General features: G+C 65.8%; 14 protein-coding genes, 1 tRNA gene and 1 pseudogene. 11 read left to right on the top strand and 5 right to left on the bottom strand.

The window, feature by feature from the left end; translation table 11 throughout:
• From QZ281_RS06480 to QZ281_RS06465, 4 genes are all read left to right on the top strand, one after another.
• Positions 1-1,949: TonB-dependent receptor (locus QZ281_RS06480; protein WP_292226144.1), on the top strand; the 1,949-nt coding region annotated here is incomplete at its 5' end.
• A gap of 17 nt (positions 1,950-1,966) precedes the next feature.
• On the top strand, positions 1,967-2,596 hold the full coding sequence (locus QZ281_RS06475; protein WP_292226141.1) for a hypothetical protein: 630 nt from the start codon (positions 1,967-1,969) through the stop codon (positions 2,594-2,596).
• The gene (locus tag QZ281_RS06470) at positions 2,593-3,318 is read left to right on the top strand and encodes a hypothetical protein (RefSeq protein WP_292226139.1); all 726 of its coding nucleotides are present in this window, start codon (positions 2,593-2,595) and stop codon (positions 3,316-3,318) included. The genes QZ281_RS06475 and QZ281_RS06470 overlap by 4 nt, the downstream gene beginning before the upstream one ends.
• Positions 3,319-3,529: 211 nt before the next feature.
• Positions 3,530-3,721: a hypothetical protein gene (locus QZ281_RS06465; protein WP_292226136.1), complete on the top strand. Its 192-nt coding sequence runs from the start codon at positions 3,530-3,532 to the stop codon at positions 3,719-3,721.
• Positions 3,722-4,034: 313 nt separating this feature from the next.
• Here the strand turns inward: QZ281_RS06465 and QZ281_RS06460 are convergent.
• Positions 4,035-4,126, bottom strand: a tRNA-Ser gene (locus QZ281_RS06460).
• A 123-nt stretch (positions 4,127-4,249) separates the two neighbouring features.
• Here QZ281_RS06460 and QZ281_RS06455 point away from each other — a divergent pair.
• From QZ281_RS06455 to QZ281_RS06440, 4 genes are read left to right on the top strand one after another with little or no spacing between them, the layout of a single operon-like run.
• Positions 4,250-5,746, top strand: coding sequence for an exopolysaccharide biosynthesis polyprenyl glycosylphosphotransferase (locus QZ281_RS06455; protein WP_292226133.1), 1,497 nt, complete (start codon positions 4,250-4,252; stop codon positions 5,744-5,746).
• Between the two features lie 11 nt (positions 5,747-5,757).
• Positions 5,758-7,203: a lipopolysaccharide biosynthesis protein gene (locus QZ281_RS06450; RefSeq protein ID WP_292226130.1), complete on the top strand. Its 1,446-nt coding sequence runs from the start codon at positions 5,758-5,760 to the stop codon at positions 7,201-7,203.
• On the top strand, positions 7,200-8,132 hold the full coding sequence (locus tag QZ281_RS06445) for a glycosyltransferase family A protein (protein WP_292226127.1): 933 nt from the start codon (positions 7,200-7,202) through the stop codon (positions 8,130-8,132). The genes QZ281_RS06450 and QZ281_RS06445 overlap by 4 nt, the downstream gene beginning before the upstream one ends.
• A gap of 1 nt (position 8,133) precedes the next feature.
• Positions 8,134-9,090, top strand: a complete 957-nt coding sequence (locus tag QZ281_RS06440; protein ID WP_292226124.1) for a glycosyltransferase family 2 protein — start codon at positions 8,134-8,136, stop codon at positions 9,088-9,090.
• On the opposite strand, the gene QZ281_RS06435 is transcribed toward QZ281_RS06440, so the two are convergent.
• Both QZ281_RS06435 and QZ281_RS06430 read right to left on the bottom strand, forming a co-directional pair.
• Positions 9,087-9,788 (bottom strand): hfsB, encoded by a 702-nt coding sequence (locus QZ281_RS06435; RefSeq protein WP_201100474.1) that lies wholly within the window; start codon positions 9,786-9,788, stop codon positions 9,087-9,089. The two genes, QZ281_RS06440 and QZ281_RS06435, sit on opposite strands and share 4 nt — an antisense overlap.
• A 39-nt stretch (positions 9,789-9,827) precedes the next feature.
• Positions 9,828-11,270, bottom strand: coding sequence for a chain-length determining protein (locus tag QZ281_RS06430; protein WP_292226120.1), 1,443 nt, complete (start codon positions 11,268-11,270; stop codon positions 9,828-9,830).
• A 124-nt stretch (positions 11,271-11,394) separates the two neighbouring features.
• On the opposite strand from QZ281_RS06430, the gene QZ281_RS06425 reads away from it, so the two are divergent.
• Positions 11,395-12,180, top strand: coding sequence for a polysaccharide biosynthesis/export family protein (locus QZ281_RS06425; protein ID WP_292226118.1), 786 nt, complete (start codon positions 11,395-11,397; stop codon positions 12,178-12,180).
• Between the two features lie 6 nt (positions 12,181-12,186).
• On the opposite strand, the gene QZ281_RS06420 is transcribed toward QZ281_RS06425, so the two are convergent.
• Both QZ281_RS06420 and QZ281_RS06415 read right to left on the bottom strand, forming a co-directional pair.
• Positions 12,187-12,498, bottom strand: coding sequence for a sel1 repeat family protein (locus tag QZ281_RS06420; RefSeq protein WP_292226115.1), 312 nt, complete (start codon positions 12,496-12,498; stop codon positions 12,187-12,189).
• 173 nt (positions 12,499-12,671) lie between these two features.
• Entirely contained in the window at positions 12,672-13,397 is a 726-nt protein-coding gene (locus tag QZ281_RS06415) for a glutathione S-transferase N-terminal domain-containing protein (RefSeq protein ID WP_292226113.1), read from the bottom strand.
• Between the two features lie 176 nt (positions 13,398-13,573).
• Here QZ281_RS06415 and QZ281_RS06410 point away from each other — a divergent pair, with 176 nt between their 5' ends.
• On the top strand, positions 13,574-14,095 hold the full coding sequence (locus tag QZ281_RS06410) for an RcnB family protein (protein ID WP_292226110.1): 522 nt from the start codon (positions 13,574-13,576) through the stop codon (positions 14,093-14,095).
• Between the two features lie 169 nt (positions 14,096-14,264).
• Positions 14,265-14,827 (top strand): annotated as a pseudogene (locus tag QZ281_RS06405) (hypothetical protein); the annotation flags it as partial.

The following is a 14,827-nucleotide window of genomic DNA, read 5'->3' as shown; positions in this document are numbered from 1 at the left end:
GCGTCGATGTCCGCGACGCCCCGGCCTCGGTCAGCGTCATCACCCGCGAGGATATTGAACGCCAGCCGGTTCAGAGCCTGGCCGAACTGCTGGGCCGCCTGCCCGGCGTGACCGGCGGCATCAGCCCGACCGGCGCCATGTCCAAGATCACCATTCGCGGCCTGCCCGACAACTACACGCTGGTGCTGGTCGACGGCCGCCGCGTCGGCAACTCGCGCGACATCAGCTATCGCCCCGACCTGGGCCGTCAGGATCTGAATTGGATCTCGCCCGACATGATCGAGCGGATCGAGGTCGTACGCGGTCCGATGTCGTCGCTGTACGGATCCGACGCCATGGGCGGCGTCATCAACATCATCACCCGCAAGATCGCCCCGACGTGGCGCGGTTCGGCCAATACCAGCTACACTTGGTCAGAGGACAGCCAGCGCGGCGACGCCTATCAGTTGGGCGTCAATGTCGCCGGCCCGATCACCGACACTCTGGGCCTGCGTCTGGGCGCCACCTACGCCCGCACCAACCCCGATGAAGTCAACCTCGCCGGCAACAACGGCACGGGCGGCGTCATCAACAAGACCCTGAATGGCGTGCTGAACTGGGCGCCGATCGAGAACCACAACTTCTCGTTCGAGGGCAGCTACGGCATCGAAGAGCCGCTCGCACCCAAGACCCTGGTCCCCAACCGTAACGGCGTCCTGACCCCGCAGAGCGCCTTCGGCTCCAAGACCGAGCGCACCAACTTCCGCGCCAGCCACGAAGGCAAATGGTCGTTCGGCGACACGCGTTTGGACGTCTATCGCAACGCCTTCACCAACAAGGCGATGGGCGAGTACGGCGGCGCGGGCGAGTTCGAGGAATGGATCGTCGACGGCCTGCTGAACTTCGAAAAGAACTTCATTTGGCAGCACAAGTTCGCCATCGGCGGCCAGTACCGCGAAGAACAGCTGACCAACACCGACACCGTCGGCACGGTCCCCATCGACTTCAACGGCAATGTCGTCAGCGGCGCGACGCTGAAGGGCGACACGGCGGCCATCTTCGCCGAAGACCAGATCACCCTGCGTGAGAATCTGCTGCTGACGCTGGGCGCCCGCCTGGACAGCCACCACCGCTATGGCGAGCATTTCAGCCCGCGCGCCTATCTGGTCTGGCACCCGTCGGACGTCTGGACGATCCGCGGCGGCGTCTCCAAGGGCTTCCGCGCCCCGTCGCTGAAGGAAAACAGTGCAGGCGCCGCCACCAACTCGGGCGGCAACGGCTGTCGCGGTCTGGTCGGCATGGTCGCCAAGGACAAGAACGGCAATCCGCTGCTCGACAGCGCCGGCAAGCCGATCACCTATACCTCCGGCTCATGCTGGATGACGGGAAACCCGGACCTGAAGCCTGAGGAAAGCACCAGCTATGAGGTCGGCTTCTCCTATGACGGGGCCAGCTACCGGTTCGGCGCCACCTATTTCCTCACCGACTTCGACAACAAGATTCAGTACGCGCCGCTCGGCTATTACGAAGGCCGCTGGTGGACCAAGAACGAGAACATCCAGCGCGCCCGCACCAAGGGGCTGGAACTGACCGGCCAGGCCAGCCTGCCCTATGATCTGACCCTGCGCGGCAACGCCACCTGGATGATCGAGGCTAAGAACCTGGACACGGGCGCCAACCTGATCACCACGCCGGAATGGTCGGGCTTCGCCTCGCTCGACTGGCGCGCGACCGAGCGTCTCGGCTTCATGCTGTCGGCCCAATACACCGGCGAACAGCTCAGCGGCGGCGCCACCCTGACCAACAGCCACACCGAGTTCGACCTGACCACCGCCTTCGAGGCTTCGGACACCGTGACCCTGCGCGCAGGCGTCACCAACCTGTTCTCCGAGAAGATCAGCGGCACCTCGGGTGACGGCTACTACTCTCCCGGTCGGCGTTTCTTCGTCGGCCTGACCACTCGCTTCTGATCTGGAAAGACGTGATCATGACCATGCTCAAGAACTCACTGCGCGGCGTCGCCCTCGGCGCCCTTCTGGCGGTTTCGACCGTCGCCCTGCCCTCACTCGCCACGGCGCAATCGGTCTTCACTGCGCCGGAACGCCTGCAGGAAGGCTCCGTCAGCTTCGCCTCGGCCCAGCGCGGCCTGCCCGTGCTGGCGGGTGGCGAAGTCGTCGCCACGGGCCGGGGTTTCCGTCCCGGTCAGGCCATCGCCCTGCTGCACGGCCAGACGCCGCTGTCGACCGGCGCCATCGTGGCCAACGCAGAGGGCGGGTTTGAGGCCCGCCTGACCCTACCCGCCGACGCCGCCGCCGGAAACCACCCGATCGTGGTGGTGTCGCAGGCGCCGTACAATGCGGTGCTGGCGAACCTGAAAATCTCGCCGAACGTGCCGCTGTCGGGTGAAAGCAACTTCCGCATCACCAACTCGCGCCTGACGCGCGGCCTCTATCAGACGGCCTACAGCGCCAAGCGCAACGCCGTCTTCGTCACCTCGGCGGTCGGCCGCCCGCCGCTGCACCGGGTCGCACCAATGCCGCGGGCGAAACCTCCGACGGCGGCGTCTTCGCGGTTTACGGCGTCGGCGTCGACGATGCCCACGACACCGTCTGGGTGACCCAGAGTCGCCAGAACACGGTCGCCGTCTATCGCCAGAGCGACCTGTCGCTGGTGCGTCAGTTCGAGCCCGGCACCGTCAACCACGCCCGCGACGTCGTGATCGATGAGACCGCGTCCAAGGCCTATGTCAGCGCCACCTTCCAGCCCGAGATCGTAGTCTTCGACACCAACGGCCTGGCGGTGTCCAAACGCATCAAGATCGAATCGACCGTGCGCGGCGAAACCTTCTCAGCCGCCAGCCTGTCCTACGACGCCCAGGCGCGCCGCCTGTACGTGGCCTCGAATTCGACCAATGAGATCGCGGTCATCAACACCCAGACCGACGCTGTCGAGAACGTCTTCAAGGTCGCAGGCGCGCGTGGCGTGATCGGCGTGGCCCATGATCCGGTCACCAACCGCATCTTCGCCGCCGCCCAAGGCACCGACAATCTGGTGATCCTGAACGGTGCAGACGGTTCGGTCATCGCCGACACCCCGGTCGGCGCAGGCGCCCTGAACGTCGCGTTCGAGCCCGTCGCCCGCCGCGCCTATGTCAGCAACTTCGGCGCAGGCACGATCACCGTCGTCGACGTCGACGGCCGCATCGTCGCCAACCTGCCCGCCCCGCCGACCGCCAACCACGTCGCCGCCGACGGCCGCGGCAACGTCTACGCCGCCGTCAAATCCGGCTGGGCGGGCGACGGCGACGACAGCATCCAGCTGATCCGCCCCCGCCGCTGATCACACCGCTGAACAAAGAAAGCCGCGCACCCCGGTGCGCGGCTTTTTCGTGCCCGCCGTCCTTGTGAAACTGCTAGAATGATCGGCTAAGGATCAGGGCTCCCCCGCATGAACGGTTAAAGCCCCAATGGTCCCTGTTGCGTCAGGTTCACCCCAGTCCGGGGTCAAATGATCGTAGCCGCTAAAGACAAAGTTTGGAGTGAAGTTCGCCATGTCGAAGCTGGATAAGGCCACGATAGACGCCATTTGTGAAAAAGCGCGCCACACCTGGGGCAAAACGCCTCCTCGCGATCGGGAAGTCACCTTCACCTGGGATGGCGAACGGTATTTTTCCGAACTGACAACGATCCGAACGACGATCAAGGACACCCAGGGACGACTGGTCGCCAGCTACACGCGATAGGGTCTAATCGAGATCGTATGCTGGTGACGACCAACACCGGCATGCGGCCACCCGAGGGCCGTACAATCTCCGGCGCCGCGATTAGCAAACTGCTCCGACAATAAGAGCCGCCAGTTCGCCGCGATGAAAATCAAGGGTTAGGCCGCACTTCCCTCTGAAAGCGAGGCGCGGTTCTTCGGGAATCACCCGGCGAAAACAGTAAGTAGGTCGCGCTCGGTCAGCGCAGGTCAGCATAGGGGCTCCATCTGCTCCAGATGTAACCCACTTGCTATAAGTCGCTGATTTTGCGGAAAAGCCAGCCCTAATAAGGCAATGGCGGAGACGGAGGGATTCGAACCCTCGGTACCCCTTACAGGGTACGACGATTTAGCAAACCGTTGCCTTCAGCCACTCGGCCACGTCTCCAGCGAAGGCGTCGATAGCGGAGGTCGCTGCGTCGCGCAATCCGCTTCGAGAGAAAGTCCTCATGTTAACGCGACATAGAGGCCAGTTGTGGTGAATGTCCGCGTTCGCCAACCACGGATCGACATGACCGACTGCGCCTCTCACCTAGCGGATTCGCTGACCGCGCCGACCGATACGGCGGCCAGGCGGGCTGCGCGCGGGCCGTTCAGGACCGAGGTCTGGCTGAGTGCGCGCCAGCGTTCGGGCGTGCGGCTGGCCGCCCATTATTTCCGCGCCGCCGACGTGCTGGCGGTTTTCGCCATAGGATTGGCCGTCGCCTGGACCACGGCGCCCAATGGCCTGGGCGCCCTGACCCTGGCCCTGATCGCCCCCAGCCTGACGGCGGGCGTCGTGATTCTGGGTCTGATGCGCGGGTTGAGCCTCTATCGCTTCAGGCGCAACCGCAGACCTCTGGTGCATCTCGCCTCGATCATCGGCCTGGCTTTGGCCGCGGCGACGGCGGCCTTCATCGCCAGCCTGATGTTCGGAGATCAGGGATTGGCGGCTGCGAGCGTCTTTATTCTGGCGACGACGACGGCGCTGCTGGTGCTCCACAGCGTCTGGCTGACCATCGTCATGCGCTGGCGCAGAAAGGGCGTCCTGTCGCCCAATATCGTCATTGTCGGCGCCACCCGGAACGCCGAGGCCCTGATCCAGCGTGCACTGGAACGGCGCGACCTGAATGTGCTGGGCGTGTTCGACGACCGGCTGGCGCGTTCGCCCAGGAACATAGGCGGCGTGCCGGTGCTGGGCGATGCGAACGCCCTGATCAGCCATCGGATGACGCCCTATGTGGACCGCATCGTCCTGGCTATCGACGCCCAGGGCGGAGAGCGGGTGCGCGACCTGACACGACGGCTGGAAAGCCTGCCCAACGCCCTGACAGTTCTGGTCGAAGGGGGCTGCGTCGACGCCGCCCTGGATCGTCTGGCCTCCGCCCCGTTGGCGCCGTTGGGGGGACCTGCTCACGCCGACCGCAAGGCGTTCAACAAGCGGATGCTGGATGTCATTGTCGGCCTGATCGCCCTGATCGCAGCCGCGCCAGTCATGGCCCTGGTGGCCCTTGCCATTCGGCTGGACAGCCCCGGCCCCATCTTCTTCCGCCAGCGTCGACACGGCTTCAATCACGAAGAGATCGTGGTGTGGAAGTTCCGCTCCATGCGCCATGCCGACGCCGACGCCACGGCCAGCAAGCAGGTCACCGCCGATGATTGCCGCGTCACCCGCGTCGGTCGTTTCATCCGCGCGACCAGCCTTGATGAACTGCCCCAGATCTTCAACATCCTGACCGGCGAGATGTCTCTGGTCGGTCCCCGCCCCCACGCCATCGGCATGAAGACCGGCGACACCGAATCCGCCCGTCTGGTCGCCGAATACGCCCACCGCCACCGGATCAAACCCGGCATGACCGGCTGGGCCGCCATCAAGGGCTCACGCGGCCCCGTCAACACCGAGCAAGAGGTCCGCCGCCGCGTGCAGTTGGATATCGACTATATTGAGCGTCAGTCCTTCTGGCTGGACCCGTGGGTGATCCTGATCACCGTTCCCGTTCTGCTGGGCGACAGGTCTGCCGTCCGGTGAGTGAGAAACGCATGTTCTGGCGCGGCGTGTGGGGCTATCTGCCCGCACAGGTCGTGCAGGGGGTGGTCGGTTTCCTGACCATCGTCGTCTTCACCCGGCTGCTCAGCCCCGAAGACTTCGGTCACTACGCCCTGGCCTTTTCGGTCACCACCCTGGCCCATACGGCGACCTTCAGCTGGCTGGAAGCGTCGATGGCGCGGTTCTGGGCGGCCGAGCGCACGCCCGAGGGCCTGAGCACCCATTTCGCCAGCCTGTACCGCACCTCGTTCGCTATCATCGCCGTCTTCGTGCCGATTGCGGCGCTGGTGGTGTGGCTGCTGCCGCTGACGCCTGCGTTCAAGATCGCCGTCGCCTTTGGTCTGGCCGGGGCGCCGATTCGCAATCTGGCCAAGCTGGCGCAGGAGCGTTACCGCGCGGCGGGCGAGGTCGCCAAGGCGGCCAATGTCGACATGTTCGTCTCCATCTTCGGGTTTCTTGTCGGCGCCGGGTTTGCGCTGGCGGGCGCAGGCGCCGCCTCCCCGCTGCTGGGTCTGGCGCTGGCGCCCCTGTTCGTCCTGCCCTTCATCCTGCCGGGCGAACTGGCCCAATCGACCGGCGGGGCCGTGGATCGCGAGCGGCTGAAGGCCTATGCGGCCTATGGCTATCCCATCGCCGCGTCCCTGACGCTGGCGCTGGTGCTGGCCTCGACGGACCGCTTCCTGCTGGCGGCCTTCATGGATGCGGCGGCGGTCGGCGCCTATCACGCCAGCTATAGTCTGGCGAACCGGACGTTGGACGTGATGTTCATCTGGCTGGGCGCAGCGGGCGCGCCCGCCATGGTCATGGCGCTGGAGCGCGGCGGACGCGAGGCTCTGCGCGAGACGGCGCTGGTGCAGGGCTCGACCCTGATCCTGATCGGCCTGCCCGCCGCTGTCGGACTGGCGCTGGTCGCACGACCGATGGCCGAGTTGATGATCGGTCAGGACCTGCGCGCCGCCGCCGCCATCGTGACGCCGTGGATCGCCGCCTCCGCCTTTCTGTCAGGCATGATCGCCTATTATTTCGGCTTCGGATTTACGCTGGGCAAGAAGACCGGCCTGCTGCTGGTGACCATGGCCATTCCGGCCCTGTCCAACATCGTGCTGAACCTTGTGCTGATCCCACGGCTGGGCGTGTTGGGCGCCGCTGTCGCCACGGCGCTCAGCTTCGCCATCGGCCTGATCGCCTGTCTGTTGATCAGCCGCCGGGCCATCGCCCTGCCGATCCCGTGGGGCAGTCTGATCCGCTGCGGCGTCGCCTCTGCGGTCATGGCCGGGGTCGTGGCGCTGTTGCCGCCGATCGGAGGTCTGGCTGAACTGGTGCTGGACGCCAGCGTCGGCGGCGCGGTCTATGCCGCCCTGGCCCTGATGCTGAATGCAGCAGGCGTGCGCGACCTCTTGATCCGCCTGATCGCCGCCAGACGGGGGGCCGCCGCATGAGCGCAGACATCCACGACAACGCCGCATGGACGGCGGCCGCGCCGACCATCTCGGTCCTGATGCCCTTCCTGCGCGATGATCCCGACGCCCTGATCCGGCAACTCGACACCGAAGCGGTGGCGCTGAGCGGACAGGTCGAGCTGATCCTGATGGACGACGGCACGAATGACACGGCCCTGACCGCACAGTTGAAGGCGACGCTGGACGCCCTGTCCCTGCCCGCCCGCCTGATCACGCTGGACGCCAACGAAGGCCGGGCCAGGGGCCGCAACCGCCTGACCACCGCCGCGCGCGGACAGGCCTTCCTGTTCCTCGACAGCGACATGAAGCCCGATACGCCGCATTTCCTGCAGAACTGGACCGATCTGTTCACCGCCGATGCGCCAGCGGTGGCCTTCGGCGGCTTCTCGCTGGATCAGGCGCCGACCGACGCCCGTTTCGCCGTCCACCGCGCCCTGTCCGGCGCCAGCGAATGCGTTCCCGCCGCCGAGCGCGCCAAAACGCCAGAGAAATACGTCTACACCTCCAACCTCCTGGTGCGCCGCGACGTGTTCGATGCAGAGACCTTTGACCCCGGCTTCACCGGCTGGGGCTGGGAGGATGTGGAATGGGCCATGCGCGTGTCGCAGCGATTCCAGGTCATCCATATCGACAATCCCGCCACCCATATGGGACTGGACACCGTCGCTGATCTGGCGGGCAAGTTCGATCAGGGCGCTGGCAACTTCGCCCGCGTCGTCGCCCTGCACCCGGCCATCGTCCAGACCTATCCCAGCTATAAGGCCGCGCGAGCGTTGAAGCGCCTGCCTGCCCTGCCCCTGATCCGGGGACTGGTGAAACAGGCGGCGTTGACGCCCATTCTGCCGACCAAGGCCCGCGCCTTCGCGTTGAGACTCTACCGGGCCGCCGTCTATGCGGACGCCGTCTGACATGAGCGCTGCAACCGCCCCCGATGTCGCCAAGGACGTCGCCGTCATCATCCCAACCCTGCGCCGGGCTGAAAGTCTGGAACGCGCCCTGCGTTCAGTCTTCGCCCAAACGGACGCGCTGGACCGGGTCAGCACCATCGTCATCGCCGACAATGATCCGGACGGCTCCGCCGCGCCCCTGATCGAACGGATGCGGGCCGAAGCCCCCGTTCCTCTGACCTATGCCCACGCTCCGGTTCCTGGTGTCGCCACAGCCCGTAATGTGGGCCTGAGCGCCACAGATTCGGCCCTGATCGCCTTTCTGGATGATGATGAGGCGGCTTCTGCCGGATGGCTGGCCGCCTTGCTGAGCGCACAGTCCCAGACGGGCGCCGACGTGCTGTTCGGCCCCATTCGCGGGCGCGTGCCGGACGGAACCGGCTGGACCACCGCCTATCTGGAGCGGTTCTTCGGGCGCACAGGCCCGACCGAGACGGGACTGACCGACGACATCCACGGCTGTGGCAATAGCCTGATGGTCCGCGCCACAGCCCTGCCTGGCAATGCGCCCTTCGACACCGCCATGAACGAGACGGGGGGCGAAGACGACCGCCTGTTCACTGGCCTGCAAGCGCGTGGAGGCACCTTCGGCTGGGCCGCCAACGCCTGGGTGGACGAGTTCGCGCCTGCCGACCGCGCCACCCTGCGCTACGCCCTGCTGCGCGCCTTCGCCTATGGCCAGAGCCCCAGCCAGATGGCGGCGGATCGCGGCGACCGGGCGGGCGTGGTCAAGTGGATGCTGGTGGGCGCGGTTCAGGCCGGGCTTTGGGGGCTGACCTCCATCGGCGTCGCCATTCTCAGACGCCCCAACCGCGCAGAGGTTTACGACCGGCTGGCGCGCGGCCTTGGTAAAATATTCTGGACCAAGGGGTTCGAGCCGCGCCTTTACGGCGCCGCCATGCTGAAACGGACGGCTTAGCCCGTCAGCCGCTGCAGGAAGCCGGGCGCGCGATAGGTCGAACGGTTCATCACTACGCCGGCGATCCGACCGCCGACGGCCTCAATCTCGTCACGCAGGATGACCGGCTCATTCGCCGCCGTGCTCTCAGCCCGAACCACCAGCACCGTCATGTCGACGAAGGGCGCCAGGATGATCGACATGTCGTTGCGGTCCGCCGCCGGGGCGTCGATGACGATGGTGTCTGCGTGCTGGCGCATCACGTCCCAATAGCGCGGCTCGCCCACTGTCTCGACTCGGTGGCCGGAACGCAGGGCCTCCATGTGGAAATGCGTCACCCACAGCCGCCCGCCCAGGCAGGAACGCGCCGTCAGCAGGCGTGACGACGGCACGGGCTTGCCGTCCCGTCCCGTCACCCGCGGCGTCACCACAAAGAAGCTGGAGCCGTCAGGCGAGGCGCGCGCAGGCTTGCCGATCTGTCCGAACCGATCCGGCTCTCCGGCGATGGCTTCAAGCTGCCCCTGTTGCGTCAGGTCGCCATCAATCAGCCAGACCGGCTTTCTGGCCCGCACAGCGGCCAGACGGGCGAACTCACGCGCCACGGTGGACACGCCTTCGCCAGAGGCCGCCGAGGCGAACTGAATGACGCGCGCACGATGAGCCGGCGCTGGTCCCAGCGCCGCCCACAGGCCACCCATTTCCGAAGTCAGATCGACCATCGAATCGCTATGCGCTCTCCGTCACGCCGCAGCGTAACATTATCTGGCCTTGGCAGGCGCCACAGCGAGAACAGGCATATCCAAAGTCCGCGCGACAGAGGCCGGGGTGGTGAACCCCTTGCGGGTGAACACCCGCAGCAGGCCGACGCACAGTGCGGTGAACCCGGCAAACAGGAAGACCGCCGCTAGCGCCGGGATCTTCAGGCTCTTGGCCGTGGAGGGCGGCTGGGCGCGCTCCAGAACGGTGACATTATCGGCGCCCGCCGCGACCAGCGCATTGTCGGCGCGGCTCTGGCTTTCACGCTGCTGGAACTCGCGGATATTGGCCGTCAGAACCTCGCGGTTGCCCGCCAGGGTCGAGTTCTCGGATTCCAGCGCCGTCAGACGGGCCTGACGCGCCCGGATGTCGTTCAACTGGCGATCCAGAGCCGACAGACGCGCCGCCAACGAATCTCGCTCGGCCCGCGTATTGATCCGCGTCGTCTCCAGTTCGGTCCAGATCGGGTTCGGTCCGGTGCGGACTTCCTTGGGGCCGACCGCGGTGCCGGACGACACATAGGCCTGCAGTTGCACGATCCGCGCCTCGATATCGCGCACCGGCTGGGCGTCAGGCGTATAGCGCGACAGAAGCTGCTCACGCTCGGTGCGCAGTTGCAGGATCTGGTCCTGGGCCGAGATGTTCAGGTCCTGCTGCAATGCGATTTCAGGCGGCGTCGTCGCCTGCTGCGCCATCAGGGTGTTCAGGCGCTGGCTGGTCTGGTTCAACTGGCTCTGCGTCGACATGCGGTCGGTGAAAACCGTCTGATAGGTCGCCGCCAGCGTCGTCTTGGCGGCGGTGAAGTCACCGATGTCGTTGGTCCTCAGGAAGCTTTCATAGGCCTGATCGGCGCTGGCCAGATCATCCTCAAACGCCATCCGCTGGGTGGCGATGGCGGGGGTCTTGTCCTGAAACACCTCGCGGCGATAGGCCAGATACTGTTCGATCACCGTGTTCAGGATGCGCGCGGCCCGTTCAGGGTCATCGGCCTTGTAGGTCAGGCGCACGACCGAACTGCCCGGCGCCGTCAGCACGCCCAGGCCGGCGCCGATGGACTTGCGTGCGGCCGCATTGGCCTTGTCGGCATCGCCCTTGGTGGCCTTGCCCAGAACTCCAGGTGCGCCCAGCGCCAGAACCACGCGTTCGCGCACGGCGCTGGAGCCGATGATGGCGGCTTCAGAGTTGGCGACTTCCGCCCCCTGCGGCGCCTGCCCGCCCCGTTCCGCCGTGCCGACGCGCGGCTGATAGACATATTCCTGGCCCACGCCAGCGAAGACCGCGCCCGTGGCGGTGTAGCTCTTCTTCAGGCCGAACGCCGCGAAGGCCCCGATGGCGAAAATCACCAGGAAAATCACGATCATCAGCAGCAGTTCGCGGAACAGCATTCCCACGACGTCCAGCACGCCGTAACGCGGTCTTGTTGTGACGTAGGCCGTCGAGCGCATTGGGAAGACCGAATCCTTGAAACAGGCTTATCAATGCACCCTTCGCCGACCCGCGTTAACCTATGGTTACCCATAAGTGACGAAGCTGCGCAGAACGCTCCTTTCATCGGACCCGCCCGATTCCATGACGCCAGACCGCCGCCTGATCCTTCTGGCCCTTGGCTCAGCTGCGCTTGCGGGTTGCGGCGGCAGCGCCAACGCCTCGCGTATGCCCCAGCCCGGCGTCGGCGCGCCCCGAAACCATCAACCTCAAGGCCCGGTCTTGCGTGGTGTCGATCCGCGCAACGAGCTGGGCGGCCTCAGCTTCGCCCGCTGGACGGACGCCGAGCCGGAGTATCTGCTGTATCCCGGCGGTGAGATCGAGGTGGCCACGCCCACAGCGGCGGAGTTGACACGGACCCTGAAGGTCGGCCCGGACGGCCGGATCGCCCTGCCCCTGATCGGGCAGATCATGGCGGCGGACCGGACGCTGCCGGAACTGGAGCAGGCCGTATCTCAGGCCTATTCGACCCAGTTGGTACGTCCGTTAGTCGAGGTGACCTTGCGTCAGGCCGGCCCGATCCGCGTCTGGGTCGATGGCGAGGTCCGCACGCCGGGCGTGATCGAGATTGTCGGAGAACTGGAGGCCTATCAGGCCGTCATTCAGGCGGGTGGTCTGGCGCCGACGAGCAGGCCTGACCGGGCAGCCCTGATCCGGCGCGGGCCGGGCGGGTCCAGCATGATGCGGGTGATCGATCTGCGCCCCCGACGCGCAGAGACCGTCATGCTGCGTCGCGGCGACATCATCTTCGTGCCGCGTTCGACGCTGGGCGAACTGGCCGCCTTCTTCACCCAGGTTCGCGCCGCCATGCCCATCGGCTTCAGCTATTCGATCAATGGATCGAACGGCAACGGCTACGCGCAGTTCTAGGTTTGGTCAGGCGACCAGATTGACGACGCCCTGGTCGATGTAGCGACGCGCGGCCTTCTGAGCCTCGGAAATCTCTTCCCGATCCATCTCCATGCTCATCTCGCGGCGATAGACCCGCGCCTCGACCGAGCCCTTCAAGGCGGCCAGATTAAAGATCATGTGGGCCGACACCCGGTCCATCGGGCAGCCGCCCGAACCGGCCGAATACATCATGCCCAGCTTGAACAGGTCGTCGCCCGACATGTCCACGGTCGGCAGCGGCAGCCCTTCATCCTCTGAGCCCGCCTGCAGATCGTGCGCCAATTCCTGCACTATCATCACCGTATCTCCCAAACAGGCATCGTTCTGAGCCTGCGTTCTGATACGCAATCAAATACCGACGGTTTGAAGTTAAAGTTAACAGCAAAAGGCCGCGCTGATTTTTTCAGTAAAGCAGGACCGAATACTCCCCGCTCGATTCAGGCCTCTGAAATATTTCGGAAATCTCTTGTTTACGTCTTGTGCGCCCGCTGATCGAACAGGATCCGGCGGGCAGCTTCTGCATCCTTGCCCGCCCCGCCTGCATTGCCGCGCAGTTCCTCCAGCAGCGCCCTGCCCTTCTTGACCGCCGGTCGTGCGCCCACGCGCTCCAGCCAGGCGGCCAGATGGGGAAAGTCATTCATGTTCTGCCCTTGGAGGGTCGGCAGAACCCACGGCCACGCCGCCATGTCGGCGATGGAGTACTCGCCCGCCAGATAATCCCGATCCTGCAGACGCCCCTCCATCACGCCGTACAGCCGGTGCGTCTCGTTCGTATAGCGCCGCACCCCATAGGCGATCTGGCGCTGGTCCCGGATCATGGCCGGGGCGTACTGGCGGAAATGGTGCGTTTGGCCCGCCATCGGCCCCAGCCCGCCGACCTGCCAGAACAGCCATTGATCAACCTCGGCCTTGCCGCGCGGATCGGACGGATAGAACCGGCCTGACTTGGTCCCGAGATATTGCAGGATGGCCCCGGATTCAAAGATCGACAGCGGTTCTCCGCCCGGCCCATCAGGGTCGATGATGGCGGGCATTCGGCCGTTGGGGCTGATGGCCTGGAACTCTGGCGAGAACTGTTCGCCTGCCCCGATGTTCACCGGTTTCACCACATAGGCCAGGCCCATCTCCTCCAGCGCGATGGAGATTTTCCAGCCGTTCGGCGTAGGCCAGTACCAGAGTTCAATCGGACGGCTCATCTGCGCTTCTCCTTGAGGTTCAGAGACATTTTGGCGCACTGACGCCCGCGCGCAATCCACCATATCAATCCTGACACGGTCGTTCAGGACGCGTTCAGGCGCAGAATCCGACCCTCGCCTCATCACCGGACCAAAGGACGGCGCTTCCGTCGGCGGGTCCAGAATGGAGCACGAAGATGAACCGCCTCACCAAGGCCGCCGTCGTCGCCCTCGCCCTGTCGACCACGGCCGTGCCGCTGCTCGCAGAGGCGCAAAGCCGCGACCGACGCGAATATCGCGATGATCGCCGCTACGACAATCGCTACGATAATCGCCACAACTATCGCCCTGATTACCGCCCCGACAATCGGGACCGCCGCGACTACCGCAACGACTATCGCAATGATCGTTGGGACCGGAACAACCGCGACTGGTGGCGCGGACGCGCAGACTTCCGGGGCTATAACGGTCCACGCAATGGCTACTGGTACGCGCCCAGCTACGGCTATTACCGGGTCGATCCGCGCTATTCCGGTTATCGCTGGCAGACGGGCGGATACCTGCCGCCCCAGTACCGCAGCTATTATGTGCGCGACCCGTACGTCTATAATCTGCGCCCCGCGCCGCGCGGCTATCGTTACGTCCACGCTGGCAACGACATTGTCCTGATGGCCGTCGCCACCGGCCTGATCGCCAGCGTCATCGCCGGCGTCTATTGAGATCGAAGCGGCCCCGCTTCTTCAGCCCCGCGGACGCTGTTCCGCGGGGCTTTTTCATAGGCTGTTTCCAGCAGTCTGTTGATTGCTAACAATGTTCAGCCTGGGTTCATCGACAAAGACGAAGATCACCTCAAGCCGCTGGAGAACCGGCGTGCAGGAACCAAAGACCATGAAACGCCTCTTGTTGGCTTTCACCGCCGTCGCTGCCTTCGCCGGGCCGCTTGCGGCGCCGATCCAGGCTCTGGCCCAGGATCAGAACCAGCCTTCCCGCGAACGCCCGTCGCGCGGCGGCGGCGATGGCCCACGCGCCATGCGCCCCGACCGCTCGGGAATGTCTGAGCGCCCCAGCCGTCCTGAGGTCAGCCAGCCCCGTCCCGACCGCCCGTCGCGTCCAGAAGGCGGCTGGACACGCCCTGACAGCCCCAGCACCGGCGGCGAACGCCCCAGCCGCCCGGATCGCCCGGACAGCGGATGGAATCGCCCGGACCGCCCGGGAACCGGCCAGCCCGGTCGTCCTGACGGCGGCGGACAGCGGCCCGACCGCCCCACCAACCCAGATCGGCCCAACCCAGGCCGCCCTGACAATGGCGGCTCGCGGCCTGATCGTCCCGACAACGGCTGGAACCGTCCAGACCGGCCGGACCAGGGCGGCAATCGTCCGGATCGTCCCGGCGCAGGTCGTCCCGACCGTCCTGACAACGGCTGGAACCGCCCGGGCCGTCCGAACAATGG

This window comes from Brevundimonas sp. (genome assembly GCF_018608325.1).
Lineage (GTDB): Bacteria > Pseudomonadota > Alphaproteobacteria > Caulobacterales > Caulobacteraceae > Brevundimonas.
The sequence above is the reverse complement of the archived record's forward strand: the minus strand, read 5'-3'. Positions and strand labels throughout refer to the sequence as shown.

Bases quoted from the DNA above. Each gene is read 5' to 3' on its own strand.
- QZ281_RS06475 (WP_292226141.1), top strand. From the start codon at position 1,967: ATGACCATGCTCAAGAACTCACTGCGCGGCGTCGCCCTCGGCGCCCTT.
- QZ281_RS06465 (WP_292226136.1), top strand. From the start codon at position 3,530: ATGTCGAAGCTGGATAAGGCCACGATAGACGCCATTTGTGAAAAAGCG.
- QZ281_RS06455 (WP_292226133.1), top strand. From the start codon at position 4,250: ATGACCGACTGCGCCTCTCACCTAGCGGATTCGCTGACCGCGCCGACC.
- QZ281_RS06450 (WP_292226130.1), top strand. From the start codon at position 5,758: ATGTTCTGGCGCGGCGTGTGGGGCTATCTGCCCGCACAGGTCGTGCAG.
- QZ281_RS06445 (WP_292226127.1), top strand. From the start codon at position 7,200: ATGAGCGCAGACATCCACGACAACGCCGCATGGACGGCGGCCGCGCCG.
- QZ281_RS06440 (WP_292226124.1), top strand. From the start codon at position 8,134: ATGAGCGCTGCAACCGCCCCCGATGTCGCCAAGGACGTCGCCGTCATC.
- QZ281_RS06435 (WP_201100474.1), bottom strand. From the start codon at position 9,788: ATGGTCGATCTGACTTCGGAAATGGGTGGCCTGTGGGCGGCGCTGGGA.
- QZ281_RS06430 (WP_292226120.1), bottom strand. From the start codon at position 11,270: ATGCGCTCGACGGCCTACGTCACAACAAGACCGCGTTACGGCGTGCTG.
- QZ281_RS06425 (WP_292226118.1), top strand. From the start codon at position 11,395: ATGACGCCAGACCGCCGCCTGATCCTTCTGGCCCTTGGCTCAGCTGCG.
- QZ281_RS06420 (WP_292226115.1), bottom strand. From the start codon at position 12,498: ATGATAGTGCAGGAATTGGCGCACGATCTGCAGGCGGGCTCAGAGGAT.
- QZ281_RS06415 (WP_292226113.1), bottom strand. From the start codon at position 13,397: ATGAGCCGTCCGATTGAACTCTGGTACTGGCCTACGCCGAACGGCTGG.
- QZ281_RS06410 (WP_292226110.1), top strand. From the start codon at position 13,574: ATGAACCGCCTCACCAAGGCCGCCGTCGTCGCCCTCGCCCTGTCGACC.